Annotated in this window: 22 protein-coding genes; 14 read left to right on the top strand and 8 right to left on the bottom strand. The window is 68.4% G+C overall.

Annotated features, from left to right (window positions below; all coding sequences use genetic code 11):
• Positions 1 to 3: 3 nt before the first annotated feature.
• Complete coding sequence (locus tag ACN27J_RS27200; RefSeq protein ID WP_421370548.1) at positions 4 to 672, bottom strand: NUDIX hydrolase; 669 nt, start codon at positions 670 to 672, stop codon at positions 4 to 6.
• 211 nt (positions 673 to 883) lie between these two features.
• On the opposite strand from ACN27J_RS27200, the gene ACN27J_RS27195 reads away from it, so the two are divergent.
• Positions 884 to 1750 carry a transposase family protein gene (locus tag ACN27J_RS27195; protein ID WP_421362034.1) on the top strand — a complete coding sequence of 289 codons (867 nt, stop codon included), beginning with the start codon at positions 884 to 886 and terminating at the stop codon, positions 1748 to 1750.
• 175 nt (positions 1751 to 1925) lie between these two features.
• Here the strand turns inward: ACN27J_RS27195 and ACN27J_RS27190 are convergent, their stop codons facing one another.
• Positions 1926 to 2795, bottom strand: coding sequence for a hypothetical protein (locus ACN27J_RS27190; RefSeq protein ID WP_421370545.1), 870 nt, complete (start codon positions 2793 to 2795; stop codon positions 1926 to 1928).
• 438 nt (positions 2796 to 3233) lie between these two features.
• Between ACN27J_RS27190 and ACN27J_RS27185 the strand changes: the two genes are divergently transcribed.
• The 6 genes from ACN27J_RS27185 to ACN27J_RS27160 all read left to right on the top strand — a co-directional run bounded on the left by ACN27J_RS27185 (position 3234) and on the right by ACN27J_RS27160 (position 6106).
• Positions 3234 to 3869 (top strand): hypothetical protein, encoded by a 636-nt coding sequence (locus ACN27J_RS27185; protein WP_421370543.1) that lies wholly within the window; start codon positions 3234 to 3236, stop codon positions 3867 to 3869.
• 125 nt (positions 3870 to 3994) lie between these two features.
• Entirely contained in the window at positions 3995 to 4258 is a 264-nt protein-coding gene (locus ACN27J_RS27180; protein WP_123603526.1) for a hypothetical protein, read from the top strand.
• Positions 4259 to 4263: 5 nt separating this feature from the next.
• Positions 4264 to 4524, top strand: coding sequence for a hypothetical protein (locus ACN27J_RS27175; RefSeq protein ID WP_421370541.1), 261 nt, complete (start codon positions 4264 to 4266; stop codon positions 4522 to 4524).
• Entirely contained in the window at positions 4521 to 5165 is a 645-nt protein-coding gene (locus tag ACN27J_RS27170; RefSeq protein ID WP_421370539.1) for a hypothetical protein, read from the top strand. The genes ACN27J_RS27175 and ACN27J_RS27170 overlap by 4 nt, the downstream gene beginning before the upstream one ends.
• Before the next feature lie 2 nt (positions 5166 to 5167).
• Positions 5168 to 5608 carry a hypothetical protein gene (locus ACN27J_RS27165; RefSeq protein WP_421370537.1) on the top strand — a complete coding sequence of 147 codons (441 nt, stop codon included), beginning with the start codon at positions 5168 to 5170 and terminating at the stop codon, positions 5606 to 5608.
• Positions 5609 to 5656: 48 nt separating this feature from the next.
• The gene (locus ACN27J_RS27160) at positions 5657 to 6106 is read left to right on the top strand and encodes a hypothetical protein (protein ID WP_421370535.1); all 450 of its coding nucleotides are present in this window, start codon (positions 5657 to 5659) and stop codon (positions 6104 to 6106) included.
• Between the two features lie 20 nt (positions 6107 to 6126).
• On the opposite strand, the gene ACN27J_RS27155 is transcribed toward ACN27J_RS27160, so the two are convergent.
• From ACN27J_RS27155 to ACN27J_RS27145, 3 genes are all read right to left on the bottom strand, one after another.
• Entirely contained in the window at positions 6127 to 6717 is a 591-nt protein-coding gene (locus tag ACN27J_RS27155; RefSeq protein ID WP_421370534.1) for a DUF4276 family protein, read from the bottom strand.
• 16 nt (positions 6718 to 6733) lie between these two features.
• Positions 6734 to 7927, bottom strand: a complete 1194-nt coding sequence (locus ACN27J_RS27150; RefSeq protein WP_421370531.1) for an AAA family ATPase — start codon at positions 7925 to 7927, stop codon at positions 6734 to 6736.
• Positions 7928 to 8290: 363 nt separating this feature from the next.
• Positions 8291 to 9307, bottom strand: a complete 1017-nt coding sequence (locus ACN27J_RS27145) for an SDR family oxidoreductase (RefSeq protein ID WP_421370529.1) — start codon at positions 9305 to 9307, stop codon at positions 8291 to 8293.
• Positions 9308 to 9945: 638 nt separating this feature from the next.
• Here ACN27J_RS27145 and ACN27J_RS27140 point away from each other — a divergent pair.
• The gene (locus ACN27J_RS27140; RefSeq protein ID WP_421370528.1) at positions 9946 to 11706 is read left to right on the top strand and encodes a S8 family serine peptidase; all 1761 of its coding nucleotides are present in this window, start codon (positions 9946 to 9948) and stop codon (positions 11704 to 11706) included.
• Positions 11707 to 11816: 110 nt separating this feature from the next.
• Positions 11817 to 12560, top strand: a complete 744-nt coding sequence (locus tag ACN27J_RS27135; protein WP_421370526.1) for a ZIP family metal transporter — start codon at positions 11817 to 11819, stop codon at positions 12558 to 12560.
• 42 nt (positions 12561 to 12602) lie between these two features.
• Here ACN27J_RS27135 and ACN27J_RS27130 read toward each other — a convergent pair whose 3' ends face one another.
• Entirely contained in the window at positions 12603 to 13598 is a 996-nt protein-coding gene (locus ACN27J_RS27130) for a TerC family protein (protein ID WP_421370524.1), read from the bottom strand.
• A gap of 354 nt (positions 13599 to 13952) precedes the next feature.
• Here ACN27J_RS27130 and ACN27J_RS27125 point away from each other — a divergent pair, with 354 nt between their 5' ends.
• The 4 genes from ACN27J_RS27125 (at position 13953) to ACN27J_RS27110 (ending at position 18490) form a co-directional block, all read left to right on the top strand.
• On the top strand, positions 13953 to 14285 hold the full coding sequence (locus ACN27J_RS27125; RefSeq protein ID WP_421370521.1) for a helix-turn-helix transcriptional regulator: 333 nt from the start codon (positions 13953 to 13955) through the stop codon (positions 14283 to 14285).
• Positions 14286 to 14367: 82 nt separating this feature from the next.
• The gene (locus tag ACN27J_RS27120) at positions 14368 to 16473 is read left to right on the top strand and encodes a serine hydrolase domain-containing protein (RefSeq protein ID WP_421370519.1); all 2106 of its coding nucleotides are present in this window, start codon (positions 14368 to 14370) and stop codon (positions 16471 to 16473) included.
• A gap of 80 nt (positions 16474 to 16553) precedes the next feature.
• A complete protein-coding gene (locus tag ACN27J_RS27115) occupies positions 16554 to 17798 on the top strand; it encodes a sensor histidine kinase (protein WP_421370517.1) in 1245 nt (414 codons plus the stop codon).
• Positions 17799 to 17845: 47 nt separating this feature from the next.
• Positions 17846 to 18490, top strand: a complete 645-nt coding sequence (locus ACN27J_RS27110) for a response regulator (RefSeq protein ID WP_421372519.1) — start codon at positions 17846 to 17848, stop codon at positions 18488 to 18490.
• A 43-nt stretch (positions 18491 to 18533) separates the two neighbouring features.
• Here the strand turns inward: ACN27J_RS27110 and ACN27J_RS27105 are convergent, their stop codons facing one another.
• Complete coding sequence (locus tag ACN27J_RS27105) at positions 18534 to 18947, bottom strand: RidA family protein (protein WP_421370515.1); 414 nt, start codon at positions 18945 to 18947, stop codon at positions 18534 to 18536.
• Positions 18948 to 19028: 81 nt separating this feature from the next.
• Between ACN27J_RS27105 and ACN27J_RS27100 the strand changes: the two genes are divergently transcribed.
• Complete coding sequence (locus tag ACN27J_RS27100; RefSeq protein ID WP_278174238.1) at positions 19029 to 19412, top strand: winged helix-turn-helix transcriptional regulator; 384 nt, start codon at positions 19029 to 19031, stop codon at positions 19410 to 19412.
• A gap of 43 nt (positions 19413 to 19455) precedes the next feature.
• On the opposite strand, the gene ACN27J_RS27095 is transcribed toward ACN27J_RS27100, so the two are convergent.
• Complete coding sequence (locus tag ACN27J_RS27095; RefSeq protein WP_421370513.1) at positions 19456 to 20409, bottom strand: hypothetical protein; 954 nt, start codon at positions 20407 to 20409, stop codon at positions 19456 to 19458.
• Positions 20410 to 20442: the final 33 nt, after the last annotated feature.

Raw genomic sequence — 20442 nt, 5'->3', positions numbered from 1 at the left:
GGTTCAGCCTCCTGGCAGGCCGAATGCCAACACGTGCAGCAAGCCGACGACCGAGCCGGAGCCCAGGATCTCGTTCCGGTCGAGGAGCCGCCGGACTCCGGCGAGCGGCACCCATGCGACCTCGCCGGCCTCGTCGGACGTGACGGGCCGGCTGATATACGTCGCACCTCGGGCGTAGTAGACGTCGTGCGGCGAGTCGATCATGCCGACCATCGGCTGGTACGAGACCAGACGCCGCATCCTGTACGGTCGCCAGCCGGTCTCCTCTTCGACCTCGCGTGCCACGGCCGTCTCCGGGCTCTCGCCCTCGTCGACGATCCCACCGGGAAGCTCCCAGCCCCACTGGTCCGACACGAAGCGGTGCCGCCACAGCATCAGCACCTGATCGTGATCATTGACGACGACGCCGATGGCGGCGCGGAACAGCCGTACGACATGGTGCTCGAACCGCTCGCCGCCGGGAGGCTGGACGTCGACCAGGTCGAGGCTAATCCAGGGCCGGCGCTCGTACACGGTCCGTCGTCCAAACACGTGCCAGCGATGGGCGTCGGCCTGCTCAGGGCTGCGGTCGCCGCCAGTCCGGCCCAGCAACGGCCGTTCGTCACCCGTCGCCTTGCCCATGCCGGCCAACCTATCCATACAGCCCGAGAGAAGTGCTGCCCTCTCAGCCACGCCGCCCGGGCTGCCGCCGAGTCGGCCGCCCGGCTCGGGTTCCTCCGAGGAATCCCATGGCGCTTCCGGAGACCTGATGCCACAGATGCATCTTGATGCACCTGTGGCATCAGACTCAACCGGAGGACTTCCCAATAGGCTTCGAGCCGATTGGCACCGAGGTTCGTCGATATTACGTGGGGTGACGGCCTGTGGTGTGACCAAGGTGGGCGTGTCGTTTGTGGAAACGGCGGCCGGCGACGTCTGGATCATCTGGGTTGTGTGGACTCAAACGATCGACGGCCGGCCGCCGCGCTGTGAGCGTATGACCGGACTGGACTCCGATCAACTGGACTGGCTGTACGAGCAGGTGGACGCGCTGGTCGACTGGGACCTGCCGGTGGGGCGCCCTCGGGCGTTGCCGCTGTACACGGCGTTGGTGCTGGTGTTGTTCGGGCTGCGGCACAATCTGGCGCCGGACGTGATCGGTGAGGTTTTCGGCTGCGGTTCGACGACCGTGGAGCGGTATCAGGAGGAGCTGGAGCCGCTGGTGGACGTGGTGTTGACCCCGCTGTACGAGCAGGTCCGTGACCAGGCCCGCCGGGACGCGGTCCTGGTCGATGGTCTGGTCGCGCCGGTCGGGGAACGCGACGACGTCGACGGGCTGTTCTCCGAGAAGAAGGGCTTCTGTGGGCAGAACGTGCAGGTGGTGGCCAATCTCGCCGGGCGGGTGGTCGATGTGGGTGACCCGTGTCCGGGTGGCATGCACGACCGGAAGGCGTTCGACGTGTCCGGGATCGCCGCCGGGTGGGCCGGCCACTACGCCCCCGGCGGGCCCGGGATGATCGGTGACAAGGGGTACCAGGGTGCCGGCATCGTGAGTCCGTACAAGAAGCCTCGGGGTCGGGAGTTGACCGGGGTCCGACGCGCGTGCAACACCGCACTCAACCGGCTCCGCGCCGCCGTCGAACGCGCGATCGCCCATCTGAAGTGTTGGAAGGTTCTCAAGACCGGGTTCCGCAGATCGTTGGAACACTTTCCTGCCACATTACGTACGGTAATGAAGTTGGAGATCTTTCGCGTTTACGGATTACGTTGAGAAAGCCCGGTAATAGTTTCGGGAAGTCCTCCCGGTACCCCAGCCCAGAGGGGCGGCATTGCGTACACAGGATAGAGGCGCACCGTCACCGGCCCGCCCCGGAGACTAATGACAGCCGCGTTCCGCGACACACCCTTGATGACGATCGATGCCGGCGCAGCAGCATCGTCGCCCTCTACTGCAGAGCCCTGACTTCGTCTCCATCACGCCACCGATTCTTGGAATTTGGAGTTTCTTTGGGATCCGACCCGTCGCGCGAATCATTGACAATCTCGCTGACCCGCTTGTCGAGAAGTCTGGTGACCGAGTATTGGGCGCCCCCGAAAGCGGCGCTCCAGCCAAGGATCTGTGCCCCTGTGTCGAGCTGCGTCAGCCCAGGAACAAACTCCCCCCGAACAAATATTATCCCGATAAGAGCGGATAGTGCACCAACCGGCAGCTTGAGAACAGTCGAGGCGAGCGACAAGTCGTAGGGCACTGCCGACTCGCGGATCTTGGCTAGCATTGCAATGCCCACAAGAACGGCACCCATGAAGCCGTACACCAGAACCAAAAGGACGTCGATACGGTCCGGCTCAGTCTGTGGATCGTCCGCTGGGACTTGACGCTCGGGGCCCTGTCCCGTCGTCGCCCTGTCATGCGGACAGACCAGATCGTCTGGATAGCCGAAGCAGAGACTGAGCGTTTCCGGGGCACAGGCACCCCAAATGGCAAGCGCGACAACGGTGGCCGTAGTCAACATTGTCGCGGACCACATCGCATTCCGCAGCCTCCGGATACGTGAGTAATACTTGTTCATCGCCAAATGAACGCCGACCAGGGCGGCCTTCATGGCGCACCGGAGCTCCTCCGGTTGGCTTCCCCCTACCAGCCGCCCACATCGAGAGGATTGCCGCCGTAGCTCGACGACACGACAGTCGTCCGCCTTCAGACGACCTTTGGCCAACTCCAGGACGGACGGCAGCCAGCCCTGTAGATCCTTTGTATCGAGCATCTCCAGAATCAACAACTCGGCGGCCTGGATACTGAGCCATGCACACTCCATCGTTCCGTTGAGAATTCCACGACGCCGGGCCGCACTCCGGGCCTTTCTGAGAGACTCGTATACGCTATGGAGTGACGCTCGCCTCATGTCGGCACAGTCCCTGACACGGATAAGTGCGGCCATGCTTTCGAGATAGTCAGCGCGCGCTAGAACGTTCTGACGCCATGTGGCACCAAAGAGGAATCCACGCAGCGGTGGCCCCTCCGCCACTCTCGGCGGTTGGGGACACTCCCGCCTTCTCGCCCTCGATATCATGATGCGACGGTATGCGCTCAGGAGGTATGTCCGGACGACGTTCTCCAAACCCTGTGACGCATGCGCCCGATGGTGTCCCTGGAATCTCTCTCCCGTAGCCCCTGGCTCTTCTGGGAGGCGGAAAACGGCTGCCAAGAGAACCGGTAGTGGCTTATGGTGCGGATGATGTGATTAGCTTCCACTGTGACACGACGGCGAATGCTGGCTCTCGGCACGATAGCCGTAGTCATCGTGGTCACCCTGACCGGGTGGCGGTGGTGGCACCATCGGTCGCCGTACGGGCCGGAGGTGTTGAAGGCGACCGCGACGCTGCGGCTGGTCGACCAGGCAACTGCGGACGCCGCCTTCGACGGTCAACAGCTGGTAGTTCCCTCCGACGGCGCCCAGGTCTTCCTCGGCCAGGTCAGGTGGACGCCGCCACCGCAGGCGAAACCCGGCGCGATGCTGATCATCGCGGTGCTCGACAAACGGACCCGCACCCTGCCCGGGATCATCTCCACCAGGTCGAATAGACCGGACCAGGTCGGATCAGGCTCCGACGGCGTCCTCGACGCTGTCGAACAGCACTACCCCTGGCTACAGGGTGTCGGTGCGCGTGAGGTCAACGGTGGCTTCCACTCCTCCGGCAACGTCGTCGTGGTCACGTCGGTCGACGCCACACCGGTCACGTACTCCTTCGTCCTGCACCCGGCGCACCCGGACACACCGCAGGAGTACGCGGTCGCGTCTGCTCCCGCCGCCGTCGACGATCTCATGGTTGCCCTGATCAGCGTCGGCCCCGACCGGCAGATCTACTGGGCCGAGCGGCTACTGAACTGACCAGCCGCCCGAGGTGCCATCACCTTCCGTAGCCTGACGTTGACGCACTCCGATAGGCTCCGACCATGTAGGAGAGTGACCGCCGTAGCCGGGCTCGTCGCAGGACCGACGTCGGGGAGGAACTGGTGGCCAGCATCCAGGAAGTCAAGGCCGGTCTCGCCCAGGCCGCAGAGCACGGCAACACGAGCCGGCAGCAGCTCATGGCGGCGGTGAGGACCCTGGACAACATGCTCAGCCAGCTCCACGCTGTTTCGGCCGGCACCGGGCACCACTTGGTGAGCGAGGCGATCGGCCGCTGCGAGCAGGCCAAGCGGCAGTTGGAGGAGTCCGCCGGCCTCATCCACCAAGCGGGCGAGTCGACCCGCCGGTACGCCGGTATCCTCGGGTAGCGGCGATGAGCGTCGACGAGGTCAAGAGCCGGCTACGCGAGGGGACCGAGGCGTTGCGGTCGGCAGCTGACACCATCCATTCCGTACGGGAGACCGTCCGGTCCTGTCATGTCGCCGCCATTGCCGTCCTCACTGACAGCCAGCACCCGCACGTCACCGCCGCGCTCAGCCGGCTACGCAGCGCCGACGACGAGGGTGAGCTGGTGCTCCGCCGGATCGACGGCGGCGCTGACAGCGCCGAGGAGTACGCGAAGGCTCTCGGGTGAGCAGCGGCAGCGTCGGCGACGTCATTGCGGTGCTGCGGCAGATCCTCGACGACCTTGATGGCGCGGCAGTCGCAGCAACGACCGCACAGAAGTCGGCCGCGGCCGGTACGCGGCACTACCAGACCGCGACCGAGGGCGCTGACAGCTCTCACGCCACCGCAGCGCGCACGCAGGCCAGCGAGGCCGCTGCGAAGTCCGGCAAGATCGCCCGGCTCATCGCCGAAGCAGCAGCCGAGATTTCCCACTACGCCAACCACATCGCCCCCGGCTCTGTCCCGTCCCGAAGCTCCGAAACCGGCGGCATGCCAACCGGCGAGAAACTTGCAGCGGACTCAACCGGTATGGGGCCTCGGTCCAGCAAGCTGATGGGGCGGGTGCACCAAGTCCGGAGCGTCGACGATGGCTTCCAACATGGCAAGAAGTTGGCGGAGTCGTTCCAGGATGCCGCCGGCGGTGCCGGTGGCGTCGTCGTCAATCGTCCTGCGGAACCTGTCCTCCGGCCTAGTCATCCGCCAAGTACGTCAGCCGGCGATGCCTTGATCGCCGCCATCGCGGTTGCGCTTGTCGGGATCAAGGGTGGCGAGGTGGCCGCCAGACTCTGGAAAACAGCACGAGCCGACAAGAAGCAGAGCAAAGGATAGCCATGGAAGACGAAAGCAAGTTCGTACGGGCGCTTCTCCGTCGGGACTGGGATGCATACAACTTGTATCTCGAAAAGCTGAAAGGACAGGGAAAAGGTACGCCGATAGCAACGATTGGCTACGCCTGCTACATCGCCGCACGGCAGCGGTTCGCCGAGCAGCGTAGCCCAGAAGAGATCATCCGGTTTGTCGCCGATGCTAGGGCCACCCTGTCGGAGGGCCGCGACCTGCCCGCCAGGGAAGCTGAGGCAGTCATGTACGCGATGCTCGACATGGAGATGCCTGATGTGGATGAGATCGTCGACGGGCTCGACGTCGGAATGATCGCCGAGATTCAGGGACAGCTGCTTTTCAAGCTGGTGTTGGATGCCGAACTGACCGATGAACAGCTCGACAACTTGCTCCTAGAAGCCGAGCGACTTATTCACCAGACCGACGCGTAAGTCAGGATTTCCATGGACCACGCTCGTTCACCGGATGAAATTCGACCGATGAAAGACGAGACCAAGTTCCTTCGCGCGTTGCTCCGCCAGGACTGGGAAACCTACGACTCGTTCACCGAGAAGTTCCAGAATGGGGGAAAGGGCACACCCGTCGCCATCATCGGATACAGTTTCTTCGTCGCAGTCCAGCGACGGTTCAGTGAGAGCAGGGACGCCGGCGAGGTCATCCGATTCGTAGCAGATGCCCGCGCCCGACTTCTGGAAGGACGCGAGCTTCCCGCCAAGGAGGGGGAGGCCCTGATCTACGCCATGCTGGACATGGACATGCCCGGCGTCGAGGAGATCGTCGACAGCCTCGACGTCGGCGTGATGGCCGAGATCCAGGGTCAGCTCCTGTTCAGGCTCGTCGAGGATGCGGAGATGGCGGACGAACAACTGGACGAACTCCTCCTCGAAGCCGAGCAGCTCCTCCGACAGGCACACCCCGTCGAATACTAGTGCCGAGTATTGCAACCGGGTCAGCCGAGCAGCCCGGTCAGGTCGCGCCAGAGTTTGTCGAACGACGGGGAGTGCTCGCGGGCCATCGCCAGGTCGAAGACGGCGGCCAGCGCCGCCTGGTCGCTCGCCGGCTTGTAGGCGCGGCCGTCGACCCGGTTGGCGCTCAGCCAGCCCTTGCAGTCCCGAGGCACCTCCGGGTCGGCCGGCCGGTGCAGCGGATCCGCCAGCCCACGCTGGCCGGCCAGCGACGGCGCTGCAGCCAGGAACCACGCCTCGAACTCCCGGTTGGCGATCACGGCGGCGGTGTTCACGTCCGACCTGCTCCGGCGTGCCCGCTCGACGAGCGCCGGGCCGAGCTTCGCGGGGCAGTCATCGTCAGCGTCGACCACCATCAGGATGCCGGCGGATGTTCCGACCTGCTCGACCAGGGTGGCGACCGCGGTCTCCACTCCCCCGGCGCGTAGGAGCGTCCCTCGGGGCACCCGATGCGGGCGCGGCGAGTCGACGTACAGCTGGGGGTCGATCTGTTGCGCCAACCGGCGCAGCAGCACCGGCATCGCAGCGACCTCACCCTGACCCTCGACCACGGTGGCGATGCGGACCAGGGTCATGCGCCTCGCTCCTTCGTCAATGTTCCGGCGCTGGATAACCCACCTGAGCGGGCAGCATTTGCCCGCTGCGGTGCAACTCGCTGAGGGTCATCAGCTCTTTGTCCACGATGGCGCGGCCAGCGGCGTCGATCTCTCCGACGTACGTTACGCCGTCCACGTTGGCGACCGCACGAACGTGTTCCAGCTTCACGTATTCGTTGTCCAGCAACTCAGAACTCTGGCTGGTGACGATCACCTGGGTGCGCTGCGCGGCGTCGTCCAACGCCTCGTACATCGCCCCCACCCCGGCCGGGTGCAACGCGGTCTCCGGCTCCTCGATGCCGATCAACGGGATCCGTCCGGCGAACGCCGCCGGCTGGAACAACGCCGTCAGCACCCCGGCTGCGAGCAGCGTCCCCTCGGACAGCGACTCCCGCAGGAACACCTCCTCGCCGTCACCGGCCGCCCCGGCCCGGAAGCGAACCTGCACCGTCGAGTAGCGCCCCTCGACCCGCTCGTCGACCCCGAGCGCGTTCGGCACCAGCGCCCCGAGGTAACTGTCCAGCCGTTCCTTACCGACTGGGTCCTCCCGACCCAGCTCACCCAGCACCGAACCGAGGAAGTGGCCGGTCGTGCTGAGCTGCCCACCGGGCAGCAGCTGTTTGTCCAACGCCCGCAACGCGGTCGAGTCCAGTTCGTAGAAGGCCATCGCCCGCAGCCTGGTCTCCAGCACCCCTTGCGGATCATCCTCGCGGATCACCGACGCCGGCAGCCGCAACCGCATGGTGCGGGCCGTACCCGGGTCCAGCGGCAACCGCAGCTCGCCGTCCGCAAGCCTGATCGTCGCTGCCTCACCCCGCACGAGCAGGGGCAGCTCACCCAACGGGTCCTGCGCGACCTCGAAGCCGTACGTCGCCGGGATCGGCGCCTGCCCGGCCTGCCGGGGCGGCAACGCCAGGTCGAGCCGAATCTCGAACGACTCCATGGTGCCGCCCGGTCCCCGGTGCAGCAGCGCGCCGAGCCCGCCCCGGTCGGCCACCGCCTGCGGCACCGAGCCAGTCAACGCATCCGCCACAAACCGCAGTACGTCGAGAAAGTTCGACTTTCCGGACGCGTTGAATCCCAGCAGTACGGTCAGCGGCCCGAGCGCCACGTCGCAGCCGGCGATCGACCGGAAGCCCCGCACCCGCACCCGACGGACGAACGGCACTGTCGGGTCAGGCCCGTTCATCAGCGTCCCCCTTCGTCACTCCGTCGCCAGCCAAACCGTAGGAGCGTGTCGTTGCCACCCGCCCCGCGCCTGACCCTACCAGCGCGCCGTTTGGCAACGGGAGAGCAATCACCCAGGCGGTCGCCTTTTCGATCCCGTGAACAGACCCTGGCCACGCCCCGTCTTTGACATAGTTCATTCAGGTTCCAAGCTGTCTGGGCATTGGCGAACAACGACACCCGTGCTCTCATTTCAGCAGACGGGGCCCGAGCGCTCTGTCCGGCCATTGTCGTTCTGCTAAATCAGCTCCGCGCTGTTTCGGCCGGCGCTACTCCACAAGAGCCATCCAGTGAAGAGTAGTCCTCGGTCGCCGGCAAGGGCTCCTCAGCGTCGGATCAGGCTGTTCGCCATGTCGATGACGGCCTCCTCAGCCGGCCGGGGCTGCCAGCCCAACATCCGACGAGCCTTCTCGCTTGACGCCTCGCGTACCGCCCCGAGCTCAGGCAACACGAACGCGATCCGTGGGCTGAACCTGGCGGCGAGACGCACCGCCCAGTCCGGCAGCACCCGCGTCGAGACCCGGTCAGCCTCGTCACCGAGCCGGGTACGCAGCAACACCGCGATGTCCCGCATCGACATGGTGCCGGCGCTGGCCAGGAACCGCTCCCCGGCCGCCGCCGGATCGGTCATCGCCCGTACGTGCAGGTCTGCGACGTCCCGTACGTCGACCACACCGATGTGGATCCGGGCCAGGACGGGCTGGCGCCCGGTCAGCATCCGGTCGATCTGGTCTGACCACAGGGACTTGTCCGGTCCGAGGGCCGGACCGAAGATGCCGACCGGGTTCACCACCGCCAACTCCATGCCTTGGCCGTCCTTACGCACGAAGTCCCAGGCGGCGCGTTCGGCGAGCAGCTTCGACTTCGCGTACGCGGAGATCTGGCCCTGTTCCGGATCGGTCCAGTCGTGTTCGGTGAACAGCCGCTTGTCTGCCGGGTGACCGTGCTTCACCGTCGCGATCGACGACGTCAGCACCGTACGTTTCACCCCGGCCGTACGTGCCGCGCCCAGCACCCGCAGCACCCCGTCGCGTGCCGGCACGATGAGTTCGTTCTCGTCGCGGGGCTCGGCCAGCGGCACCGGAGAGGCGACGTGGAGTACGTAGTCGCATCCGGCCACCGCCTCGGCCCAGCCGTCGTCGGAAGTGAGGTCGGCCACGGCGAAGCTGAGCGCGTCACCCGGTTCCGCTCCCCCCGTCTGCAGCATCGTGCGTACGTCGGCGGCACGACCCGCCGAACGCACCGTGGTACGCACCCGGTACCCCTGCAACAGCAGTCGTACGACGCAGTGCGCCCCGACGAAGCCGGAGCCTCCTGTCACCAGCACCTGCTCACCACTCATCGCCGACTCCCGACACCACTCGCACTGTGAACGGGCAACGCACCCCGCCCCGGACCGCGCCGAAAGTACCGGTGACACCTACGTCTGAGACCGGGCTGGGCCGATGTTCCCGGGCTTGCGACAGCACCGGTGGTCGCGGGATCGACGGATCGCCTATCCTGCTGAGCTGCTGGTGCCCGCAGCCGGCGACCCACCCCCGCTCTCGACGACAACCCCGGCGGCACCGTTGCCCGGCAGCCCCGAGAGTGCGCACGACCGGTGCAGATCGACCAGTGCGCCGTTTGGCAACGTGAGAGCAATCACGCGGGCGGTCGCTTTTTTCGATCCTGTGAACACTCCCTGGCCACACCGTGTCTTTAACATAGTTCATTCAGGTTTCAAACAGTCTGGGCATTGGCGAACGCCGACACCCGTGCTCTCATTGCAGCAGACGGGGCTCGAGCACTCTGTCCGGCCACAGCGCCCGGTGATCCCGGCAGCTGACGAGCCGGGCAAGCCGTCAATTCACCGGTAGTCCATGCGTCACCGCGCCCAGGAGGCCAGTTTCTCCTATGTCCAGATCGCATCGATACCGTCGCCAGGCAATCACGACAGCCGCGACGTCCGCACTTCTGGTAGTTTTCGGTGCCACTCCAGCGATGGCACAACCGACGACTTCTCTTGCTCCCCTGCTGCCTGCCGAGAATGGCACGCCTAATGGCGGCTACATTGTCGTTCTCAAGGACCGGCCGCTCACCGGCGGCGCGGCGAACGACCCTGTGGTGGTCGCCGAGCGGGTTGGTGGCCGGGAGGTCCACCCGTACGCGACGGTGCTGAACGGCTTCTCCGCGAAGCTCGACGCCAGCGCTCTCGAGGCGGTGCGGGCCAACCCGAACGTCGAGTACGTCCAGGCCGACGCCGTGGTCCAAGCCGTCGAGCCAACTGTGACCGGCGGTGGCGCGACCACCCAGCCCAATCCCCCGTCGTGGGGTCTGGACCGGGTCGACCAGCACAACCTCCCGCTTGACCAGGAGTTCAGCTACGACACCGACGGCACCGGGACCACCGTGTTCGTCCTGGACAGCGGGATCCGGACCACGCACGACGATTTCGGCACCCGGGCGCAGTGGGCCTACGACGCCGTCAACGACGGCAACAGCCCGGGCGACTGCCACGGCCACGGCACGCATGTCTCCGGCACCGTCGGTGGCGCCACGTACGGCGTCGCCAAGGACGTACAGATCCGCGACGTGCGGGTGCTGAACTGCAGCAACGGCGGCACCAACGCGGACCTCATCGAGGGCATGGACTGGGTGGCGACGAACGCACCGCCGCGCTCGGTGGCGAATCTCAGTCTGCAGAACTACGGCGTCGTGGTGAACACGGCCGCCCAGAACATGGTCGACGCCGGGGTGCTGGCGGTGTTCGCGGCGGGCAACAACAACAGCGACGCCTGCAACAACAACCCGCGGTCGCCGGACGGCATCGTGGTGGGCGCGACCACCATCACCGACAGCCGGTGGTCCAGCTCCAACTACGGCTCCTGCATCGACGTCTTCGCTCCGGGCAACAGCATCACCTCGGCCGGCAACAGCAGCGACAGCGCCGTCGCCTCCGGCTGGTCGGGCACCTCGATGGCCGCTCCGCACGTGACCGGCTGGGTGGCCCGCTATCTGGAGTCCAACCCGAGCGCGACGATGGCGCAGGCCAAGGCGGCGCTGCTGAGCGCCGCGACCAGCAACGTGCTGACCGGCATCGGCACCGGGTCGCCGAACCTGCTGCTGTACGCCGACCCGGGCGGCACGTCGACCGACACCGTCGCACCGTCGACCCCCGGCACCCCGGTGGCGTCGGGCGTGACCGCGACCTCGGCCACGCTCACCTGGACCGCGTCGACCGACAACGTCGGGGTGGCCGGCTACGAGATCGAGCGGGCCACCGGTGGCGGTACGTTCGCGCCGGCCGGCACGTCGGCGACGAACTCGTTCCCGGCGACCGGGCTGACCCCGGGGACCAGCTACCAGTTCCGGGTACGGGCTGAGGATGCGGCCGGCAACCTGTCGCCGTTCTCGTCGGCGGTCACCGTGAACACGCCGTCGGGGGCGGGCACCTGCCAGGTCTCCTACGCGATCAACAGCGGTGGCTCCACGTTCACCAGCAACATCGTCATCACGAACACCGGCACCAGCACGATCAACGGCTGGACCCTGGCCTTCACCCTGCCCAGTGGGCACTCGTTCGGCAGCGGGTGGTCCGCCACCTACGGCACGAGCGGCCAGGACGTCACCGCGACCTCGTTGACGTGGAACTCGACGCTGCTGCCGCAGGGCACGGCGAACATCGGGTTCAACGGCACCGGTTCCGGGACAGCGGAGCCGACCGCGTTCACCTTGAACGGAACGCCCTGCACCGTCGTCTGACCACAGGTCGGGCCGGGCACCGGCAATGGTGCCCGGCCCGTCGGAGCGGCCCCCTAGGCTGGGCTGACCAGCGAGGGCAGACCGTGGTCGTTCGACCGGAGGTAAGTTCAGTGCCGACACTGGCGTGGATCGTTTTGGCGGGCTCCGCGATGGCCCTGCTCGCCCTGTCCGGCAGCCTGACCTTCGTGCTCCCCGAGCAGATCTTCAACCGGATCGTCCTGCCGTTGGTGGCGCTGGCCGCCGGTTCCCTGCTCGGCGGCGCACTGTTCCACATGCTGCCGGAGTCGGTGGCCGCGCTGGGAAACGAGCTGAGCGTCTACGTCTGGCTCGCCGCCGGGTTGCTGACCTTCCTGATCCTGGAGCAGTACCTGCACTGGCACCACTGTCACCGCCCGGTGTCCGAGCACCGCCCGGTCGGCTACCTGATCCTGATCGCGGACGCGTTGCACAACCTGATCGGCGGACTGGCCATCGGTGCCGCCTTCCTCACCGACATCCGCCTGGGCATTGTCACCTGGCTGATCGCCGCCGCCCATGAGATTCCGCAGGAAATGGGCGACTTCGGCATCCTTGTCCATAGCGGCTGGTCCCGGCGGCGTGCCCTGTCCTGGAATCTCGTCTCCGCCTCCACGGTCCTGGTCGGCGCCCTCGCCGCGTACGGCCTGGCCGAGCACGTCGACATCGCCGTGCTGATCCCGTTCGCCGCCGGGAACTTCATTTACATCGCACTGGCCGACCTGGTCCCCGAATTGACCACCAAACCCGCTGCCCACGACAAGGCGATACACACCGTCGGTTTCGCCGCCGGTCTCGCGCTGCTGCTGGGTGTGGCGTTGGCGGTCCGACCCGGGTAGGACCGTTCGGTGTGGGCTCGCCCACGCACATCCCGGCCGGCGTCAGCTGGCGACCTTGTCTCCGTACGCCTTGGTAGCCCGGCCATCCGCGTCGCGGTCGGTGCCGGCGGTGTCCCCGCCGCCGGTTCCGCTGGTGCTGCGCAGGCTCCAGATGATCGACACCGCGATGGTGACGACGATGACCCCGAGGGTGAGCGGGATGGGCAGCTTGCCGATCGGGGTCTCGGAGAGGATCAGCTTGACGCCGGCGAAGGCGAGCAGCACCGCGAGGCCGTAGTGCAGGTGGACGAAGCGGCGCAGCAGCCCGGCGAGGCAGAAGTAGAGGCTGCGCAGCCCGAGGATGGCGAAGGCGTTCGCCGTCCAGACGATGAACGTACTGGTGCTGATGGCCAGGATCGCCGCGATCGAGTCGATGGCGAAGATCAGGTCGGTGGCCTCGACCGCGATGAGGACGACGAACAGCAGGGTCGCGACGCGCTTGCCGTTGACGCGGGTGAAGAACTTCTCACCGTGGTACGCCGGGTCGGTGGGGATGACGCGGCGGACCAGGCGGACCACCGGGTTGCGGTCCGGTGGGGTCTGCTCGTCGTGCCGGAAGGCCATCTTGTAGCCGGTGTAGATGAGGAACGCGCCGAACAGGTACGCGGTCCAGAAGAACGTCTCCAGCAGCTCGGCGCCGACGAAGATGAACACCAGCCGGAACACGAGGGCACCTATCACGCCCCAGAACAGCACCTTGTGCTGGTAGGCGGCGGGGACGGCAAAGTAGCTGAAGACCAGCGCGAAGACGAAGACGTTGTCGATCGACAGCGCCTTCTCGATCAGGTAGCCGGCGTAGTAGGTGCCGGCGACCTCGCCGCCCTGCCAGGCCCACAGCAGTACGCCGAACAGCAGGCCGGCGGCGATCCAGACGCCGGACCAGATGACTGCCTCACGGAAGCCGATGACGTGGTTGTCGCGGTGCAGGAACAGGTCGACGGCCAGCATCGCCGCGACCGCCAGCATCAGCGCGACCCAGACCCACCAGGAAACGGTCAACGGACAGACCTTTCGCCCGGCCGACCCGTGGTCAGGGCCGGCGCTACTGGACGAAGGTCTCCCCAAACCACCGGGTGGTGGCTGCGTCGCCGGGGCGCGGCAGATCCGGGCCCGTGTTGACGACGACGCGGCGGTACGCGGGTACTCCCCCTCGAACTACGTACCAGTATTCGCGAAGCATGGTTCGTGTGTCAAGCGTCGGGCAGCCATCCGGCACGCCGACGAACGGCCGGATCTACGATCCTGCTTTCACGTACCGTCCTACGTATATTGCGTCCGGAGGCGGTTGCGTCCGAAGACCGCGCGGAACGAGGTACGCGCGACGAACGAGGGGACGGCAGGTCGAGCATGTCGGTGCCAGCGTCAGCCGATCCCGGCGCGCAGCCGCCCGCCCGGGGCTGGACCTTCCTCACCAACCACGCACACGTGCTGCTGGCCATCGCCCGGGACCCGACGGTACGGCTGCGCGACGTCGCCATGTCCGTCGGGATCACCGAACGCGCGGCCCAGGGCATCGTCGCCGACCTGGAGGCCGCCGGGTACCTGCGCCGCACCCGGGTCGGCCGCCGTAACCAGTACACCGTCGACCCGACCGGGCACTTCCGACACCCCGCCGAAGCCAACCGGCAGATCGGCGACCTGCTCGACCTGTTCACCCGGCAACCCGATCCGCCTACCGAGGGCTGAACCGGCCTCCTACCAAGGTCGTAAGTCGAATGTGGCCCTGCGCCAGATGGCCTGACCGCGCCGCCACAGCAGGCTGTTGTGCATGATCCAGAGCAATCCATCAGAGCAGACCGGGTACCGGTCGTATCTGCCCCGGCCCACCGGCCGACTGCGGCGCGTCGGCGCCGCCCTGGCGATCGCGGTCGCCGTCGCCGTCGGCGCAGGCGCCGGCGCAGGCGTCGCCGGGCGCGACGCGGGCGCCGCCGCACCGGACCCGACCCCGACAGCCACCACCCCGGCCGACGGTGCCCCGGCCGACGGCACCCCGGCAGCCGCCGTCGAACCAGCCCCGCTGGACGGCGGTGACGTCGACGCCTGGCTCGACGACGTGCTCCCGGCGGCGCTGGAGCGTAACGACATCGCCGGGGCAACCGTCGCCGTCGTCCACGACGGCAAGATCGTCACCACCCGGGGGTACGGCCACGCCGATACCGGCACCGGCGACACAGCGGTGCCGGTCGATCCGGAGCAGCACCTGTTCCGGATCGGCTCGGTGTCGAAACTCGCCACCGCCACCGCCGTCATGCAACTCGTTCAGGACGGCCGTCTCGACCTCGACACCGACATCGACCGCTACCTCGACTTCGACCTCCCCCGCAGCTTCGACGAGCCGATCACCCTGCGGCACCTGCTGACCCACACCCCCGGCTTCGAGGAACGGATCGCCGGCCTGATCGGGCAGGAAGGCACCCGGGCCGATCTGCGCGAAGCGCTGGTCACCGACCCGCCGGAGCAAATCTTCTGGCCGGGCACCGTGCCGGCGTACTCCAACTACGGCAACTCGCTGGCCGGCTACATCGTCGAACGGGTCAGCGGCCTCCCGTTCGAGGAGTACGTCCAGCGCAACATCTTCGACCGGCTCGGCATGACGTCGTCCACTTTCGAGCAGCCGCTGCCCGCGCCGCTGGCCGGTCGCATGTCGCAGGGGTACACCACCGCGTCCGCCCCGGCCGGCGCGTTCGAGATCGTCGGCACCCCGCCGGCCGGGGCGATGAGCGCCTCCGCCCCGGACATGGCCCGGTTCATGCTCGCCCACCTGGGTGAACCGGTCGGTGACCAGCCGCTGCTGGACGCGGCGACGCTCGACCTGATGCACCAGCCGGCGCTGGACGCCTCGTCACTCGGCACGCTCGCCGCCGGCCCCCGGATGACCCTCGGGTTCTTCGACGAGAGCCGCAACGGCCGGCGGATCATCGGGCACGGCGGCGACACCCTGTACTTCCACAGCCACCTGCAGATCTACCCGGAGGAAGGCGCCGGCTTCTTCGTCTCGCTGAACAGCACCGGCACGTCGGCGCTGGCCAACCACGAGCTGCGGCTGGCCCTGACCGAACAGTTCGCCGACCGGTACTTCCCGGCGGCGACGCCGGCTGCGGGGGAAGAGGCAGCGGCGGTGTCCAACGCGCCGGCCGGCTCGGCCGAGCGGGCCGCGATGGCCGCCGGCACGTACGAAAGCTCCCGCACCGTCCGGAGCAACTTCCTGACCCTGATCGGCCTGACCGGGCGGACCACGGTGAGCGTCCGTGACGACGGCCGCCTGCTGTTCGAGCCACGTCCGCTGTCCGATGCCGCTGCCGTCTACGAGGAGATCGAGCCGTGGGTGTGGCGTGAGGTGGGCGGTCAGCACACCATCGCGATGCGGGCGGCCGGCGGCAAGGTGGAGGCGATCGCCTTCGACTCCGCGTTCGCGCTACTGCCGGTCGAACCGGCCCGTGGCACCGTCCTGGCCCTCGGCGTGATCGGGGCGTCGGCGGTGGTCCTGCTGCTCACCGTCCTCGCCTGGCCGGTCGGGGCGATCAGCCGGCGGGTCCTGCGCCGGGCACCCCGCGACCGGGCCGGACGCACCGCTCGGGTGCTGAGCCGGGTCGCCGTCGGCAGTGCACTGCTCGCGCTCACCAGCTGGGCGGTGGGTCTGGTGCTGATCATGAGGCTGGAGGACCTCTCCACCGTCTCGCTGCGCACCGTGCAGCTTTTCCAGCTGATCGGCCTGCTCGGGGTGATCCCGGCGGCGGTCCGGCTGGTCGACGACGTCCGCCGCCGGGTCGGCTGGTCGCGCACCGCCGGCAGCATCCTGGTTCTGCTGGCCCTCGCCGGTACGGGATGGTTCGCTATCGAGTTCATGCTGCTCGCGCCGGACATCTCCTACTGACAGCACGAACCGCCAACTCGACACCGGCCAGACCGCCCGTCGCGGCTTGTCACGACCTGGAACAGAGGATGCCGACGACCATGAACGACCACATCGAGGGCCGGCCATTCGTCCGTGACTGTCTACTCGCGGCCGGCCTCGCCGCGCTGACGTTCACGATGCTGGCGGCGCTGTTCTGGGTGGTGACGCCGCCGGACGCGTTCGCGCTCGCCCCGGCGCGGGAGTGGCTGCTGGTCTGCCTCGCCGTCGGGCAGGCCCTGCTGCTGTGTCTACGCCGGGTCCGCCCGCTGGTCTGCCTCGCCGCCGTGGTCGGCGTCCAGGTCGTGATGATCGCGTCGTCTCCACCGGACGCGACGATTCGGGGATTCGCGCCGTTCGTCGTGGCGTACACCATCGGGGGTCTGCTGCCGACCCGGCGGTCCTTCGCGCTGGTCGGGGCGGCGGTGGCGGTCGAGGCGGCGGCCGCGGTCGGCACCGCGGTGGCGGCATCGTCCGGCCTGCTGCCGGTGGTCGGCCCGGCCGGGTCGAGCGCGCTGTCCTATTTCGGCGGCGCGTTCGTCGGCAGCTATGTGGCCACCCACCGGCGCTATGTGCGGTTGCTCCGTCAGCAGGCCGCCGAGGCGGTCCGGACCCAGCAGGCGAAGGTACGGGCGGCGATCGGCGCGGAACGCACCCAGATGGCCCGGGAGCTGCACGACGTCGCCGCACACCACCTGTCCGGCATGGTGGTGCAGGCGGCGGCGGTGCAGCAGTTGATCGACCGGGATCCGGCCGCGGCAAAGGAGGGGGTGGCCTGGATCCGGGCGCAGGGCAAGGCGACGTTGGACAATCTGCGACTGGTCGTCGGAGTGCTGCGTGCCGGTCCGGCGGACCGGACCGACGGTGCCGGCCCGCACCTCGACGGCGAGGGCACCGTTCCGGTGCCCGGGCTGGCCGTGCTCGACGAACTGGTCCGGACCGCCCGGGACCTTGGTACGCCGGTCGACGTCACCGTCGACGGGACGCCCCGCCCGGTGTCGCCGATCGCCGACGTGGCGCTCTACCGGACGGTGCAGGAGGCGCTGTCCAACGCCCGGCAGCACGCGCCGGGCGCTCCGGTCCAGGTCACGCTGCGGTATCTGCCGCGTGAGGTTTCGCTGGCGGTGGTGAACGCGCCGCCGGCCCGACGCCCGGAGCCGGCGGCCCGGACCAGCAGCGGCGTCGGCCTGGTCGGCATGCGGGAACGGGCCCAGTTGATCGGTGCCCGGTTCGCGGACGGGCCGACCGCCGACGGCGGCTGGTCTGTCACTGTGACGCTGACGGACAACGGAGGTGAGCGGTCGTGACCACTGCGCAAGCCGGGGCTGACGCCGGTGCCGGGACGATCCGGGTGATGCTGGTGGACGACCAGGCGGTGGTCCGGGCCGGTTTCCGGGTGCTGCTGGAGCAGGCCGCCGACATCGAGGTGGTGGCGGAGGCGTCGAGCGGGTCGGCGGCGGTCAGCACCGCCCGCCGGCTGCGCCCCGACGTGATCTGCATGGACGTGCGGATGCCCGGCGGGGACGGGCTCACCGCGACCCGGCAGATCCTCGCCGACGCGATCGGGTCGCCGCCAGCGGTCTTGGTGGTGACCACGTTCGACCTCGACGAGTACGTCTTCGGCGCGCTCGAAGCCGGGGCCAGCGGATTCATCCTCAAGGACTGCGAGCCCGAGGACCTGATCGACGCGATCCGCCGGCTGGCGGCCGGCTACGGTCTGGTCGACCAGACGGTGACCCGCCGGGTGATCGCCGAATTCGCCCGACGACGTCCGGCGACGTCACCCGAGTCGGCGGCCGCGCAGCAGCTGACCCCCCGGGAGGCGGAGATCGTCCGGCTGCTCGCCAGGGGCCTGTCCAACAACGAGATCGCCGACGAACTGTTCATCGAGACCAGCACCGTCAAGTCGCATCTGGGACGGGCGATGGCGAAGATCGGCGTACGGGACCGGCTGCAGACCGTGGTGTGGGCGTACCAGAACGGACTGGTTCCGCGCTGACGCCACAGCCGCCCGGCCGCAGCCGCCCGCACGGCCGGGCCGCTCAGTCCAGGACCGCATCGGCCTCGATCTCGACGCGCACGTCGGGGGCGTACAGCACCTCGACGCCGATCAGCGACGACGGTGGGAACGGCTGCGGAATAGCGAGTTCGTCGGCCACCCGCGCGACGCCGGCCATCAGGTCGTCCATCTGCTCCGGGGTCCAGTCGGTGACATAGAACCGCAGCCGGACCACGTCCGCGAAGCTCGCGCCGGCACCGGCCAGACCGCGCGCGGTGTTGCGCAACGCCTGCGCCACCTGGTCGGCGAGCTCGTCGGTGTCGCCGACCGGCTTGCCGTCGGCGTTCCGCCCGACCTGGCCGGCGACGTGTACCTGGCGGCTGCCGGTGGCGATCGACACATGGTGGTACGGGACGGGCTGGGCCATCCCCTCCGGGGACAGCAGTTGCACGCTCACGGACGGATCCCTTTCTTCAACGGATGCTGGTATCAGATGTCTACCTGGTATCCGAAGGGAACTTCAACGATACTAGGTGTCATGCCGGAAACCACCCTCGCGGAAGCTGACTCCCCACTCAATGCCGAGCAGCGGGAGCTACTGGACCAGGTACTGGACAAATGGTCGTTACGGGTGCTGGAGACGCTGTGCGGGCGGCCGTTGCGGTTCAACGAGCTCCGCCGGGAGATCCCGGCGGTCACCCAGAAGTCGCTGACCGCCACGCTGCGCCGGCTCGAACGCAACGGCATGGTCGAACGGGTCGTCACCGGCACCCGCCCACTCGCCGTCGAGTACCGCATCGCGCCGCTGGGCAAGACCCTGCAGGACCTCGTCGACGCCCTCTTCGGCTGGACCGCCGCCAACTACGCCGAGGTGGAACGGGCCCGCCGCCGCTTCGACGACGAGACGACGCAGCGCGGCTGACCCGCTGTACCGCCACGGCACCCCCAAGCCGCCGGTGCGACCGTCACGGCTGAACCACGGTGGCGTACCAGTCGGGGGCGAAGCAGCACGCCACCTCAGCCCAGCGTCGCGTACCGCCGGGCAGTGGCCAGGCGCGGGTGACGCCGTGACCGGCCTCGATCGCCCGCAGCTCGGCGGCGTACCGCCGATTGACCGCGGCCACGGCGTCCGCCGCACCCGGCGTGCCGGCCTCGACCAGCCGCCGCATCCGGTCCGCTGTCCGACGGTAACGCCGCGTCGCGTCATCGGTGTCGTCGGCGGCCCGGCTGGCCGGCGCGGTCGACAGGGCGAGCAGCTCCGGCTGGCTGCCCTCGGCGTGCGCGGCGACCAGCCGGTCGTGGCCGTCGAGCAGCGCGTAGCCGTCCAGGCCGCTGATCCACCACAGCAGGACCGGCGCGAGGATGCCGTCACGGACCTGCTTACGGTACGCCTTGACCCGGCCGTCGTCCGGCGACGCGAGTCGCCGCAGCGGAAGCACCTGACCGGGGTCGCGGGCCGCGAACCAGTCGAGGACGCCGGGGTTGCCCGGCATCGGCGTCACCACCTGACCGGCCGGCAGCCGGCTGATCACCCAGCGCCCGTCGTGCAATGGGCCACTGGCGGCCGCGTCCAACCCGGTGGCGAACCAGTGCGCCCACCGGGCGTGCCAGGCCCCGTCGTCGGAACCCGGCCCGGTCGACCGGGCCAGCGCCGCGATGACCGGCGGAACCGGCGCCACGAACCGGTCGGTACGCAGGTAGTCGACGCCGCCGTGGTCCGGCGCCACCAGGGCGAGCAGCACCGTGCCGCAGCGCAGACCGCAGCCGCGCTCCAGGCCGCACTGGTCCGGGCCGCACTGGTCCAGCAGCAGCCTGCCACGCCCCGCCACCCGCACCCGCAGACCGGGCATCCGCCGCCGTCCGATATCGAGGGTGAGCGCCCGCCATGACCCGAGGACCGGACTGTTCGTTCTGCGCACCCGCGGCATGGTAGAACCCGCTGGCGCGGCGCC

The organism is Solwaraspora sp. WMMB762, assembly GCF_049179115.1.
In the GTDB taxonomy this organism is placed as follows: Bacteria; Actinomycetota; Actinomycetes; order Mycobacteriales; family Micromonosporaceae; genus Micromonospora_E.
The sequence above is the reverse complement of the archived record's forward strand: the minus strand, read 5'-3'. Positions and strand labels throughout refer to the sequence as shown.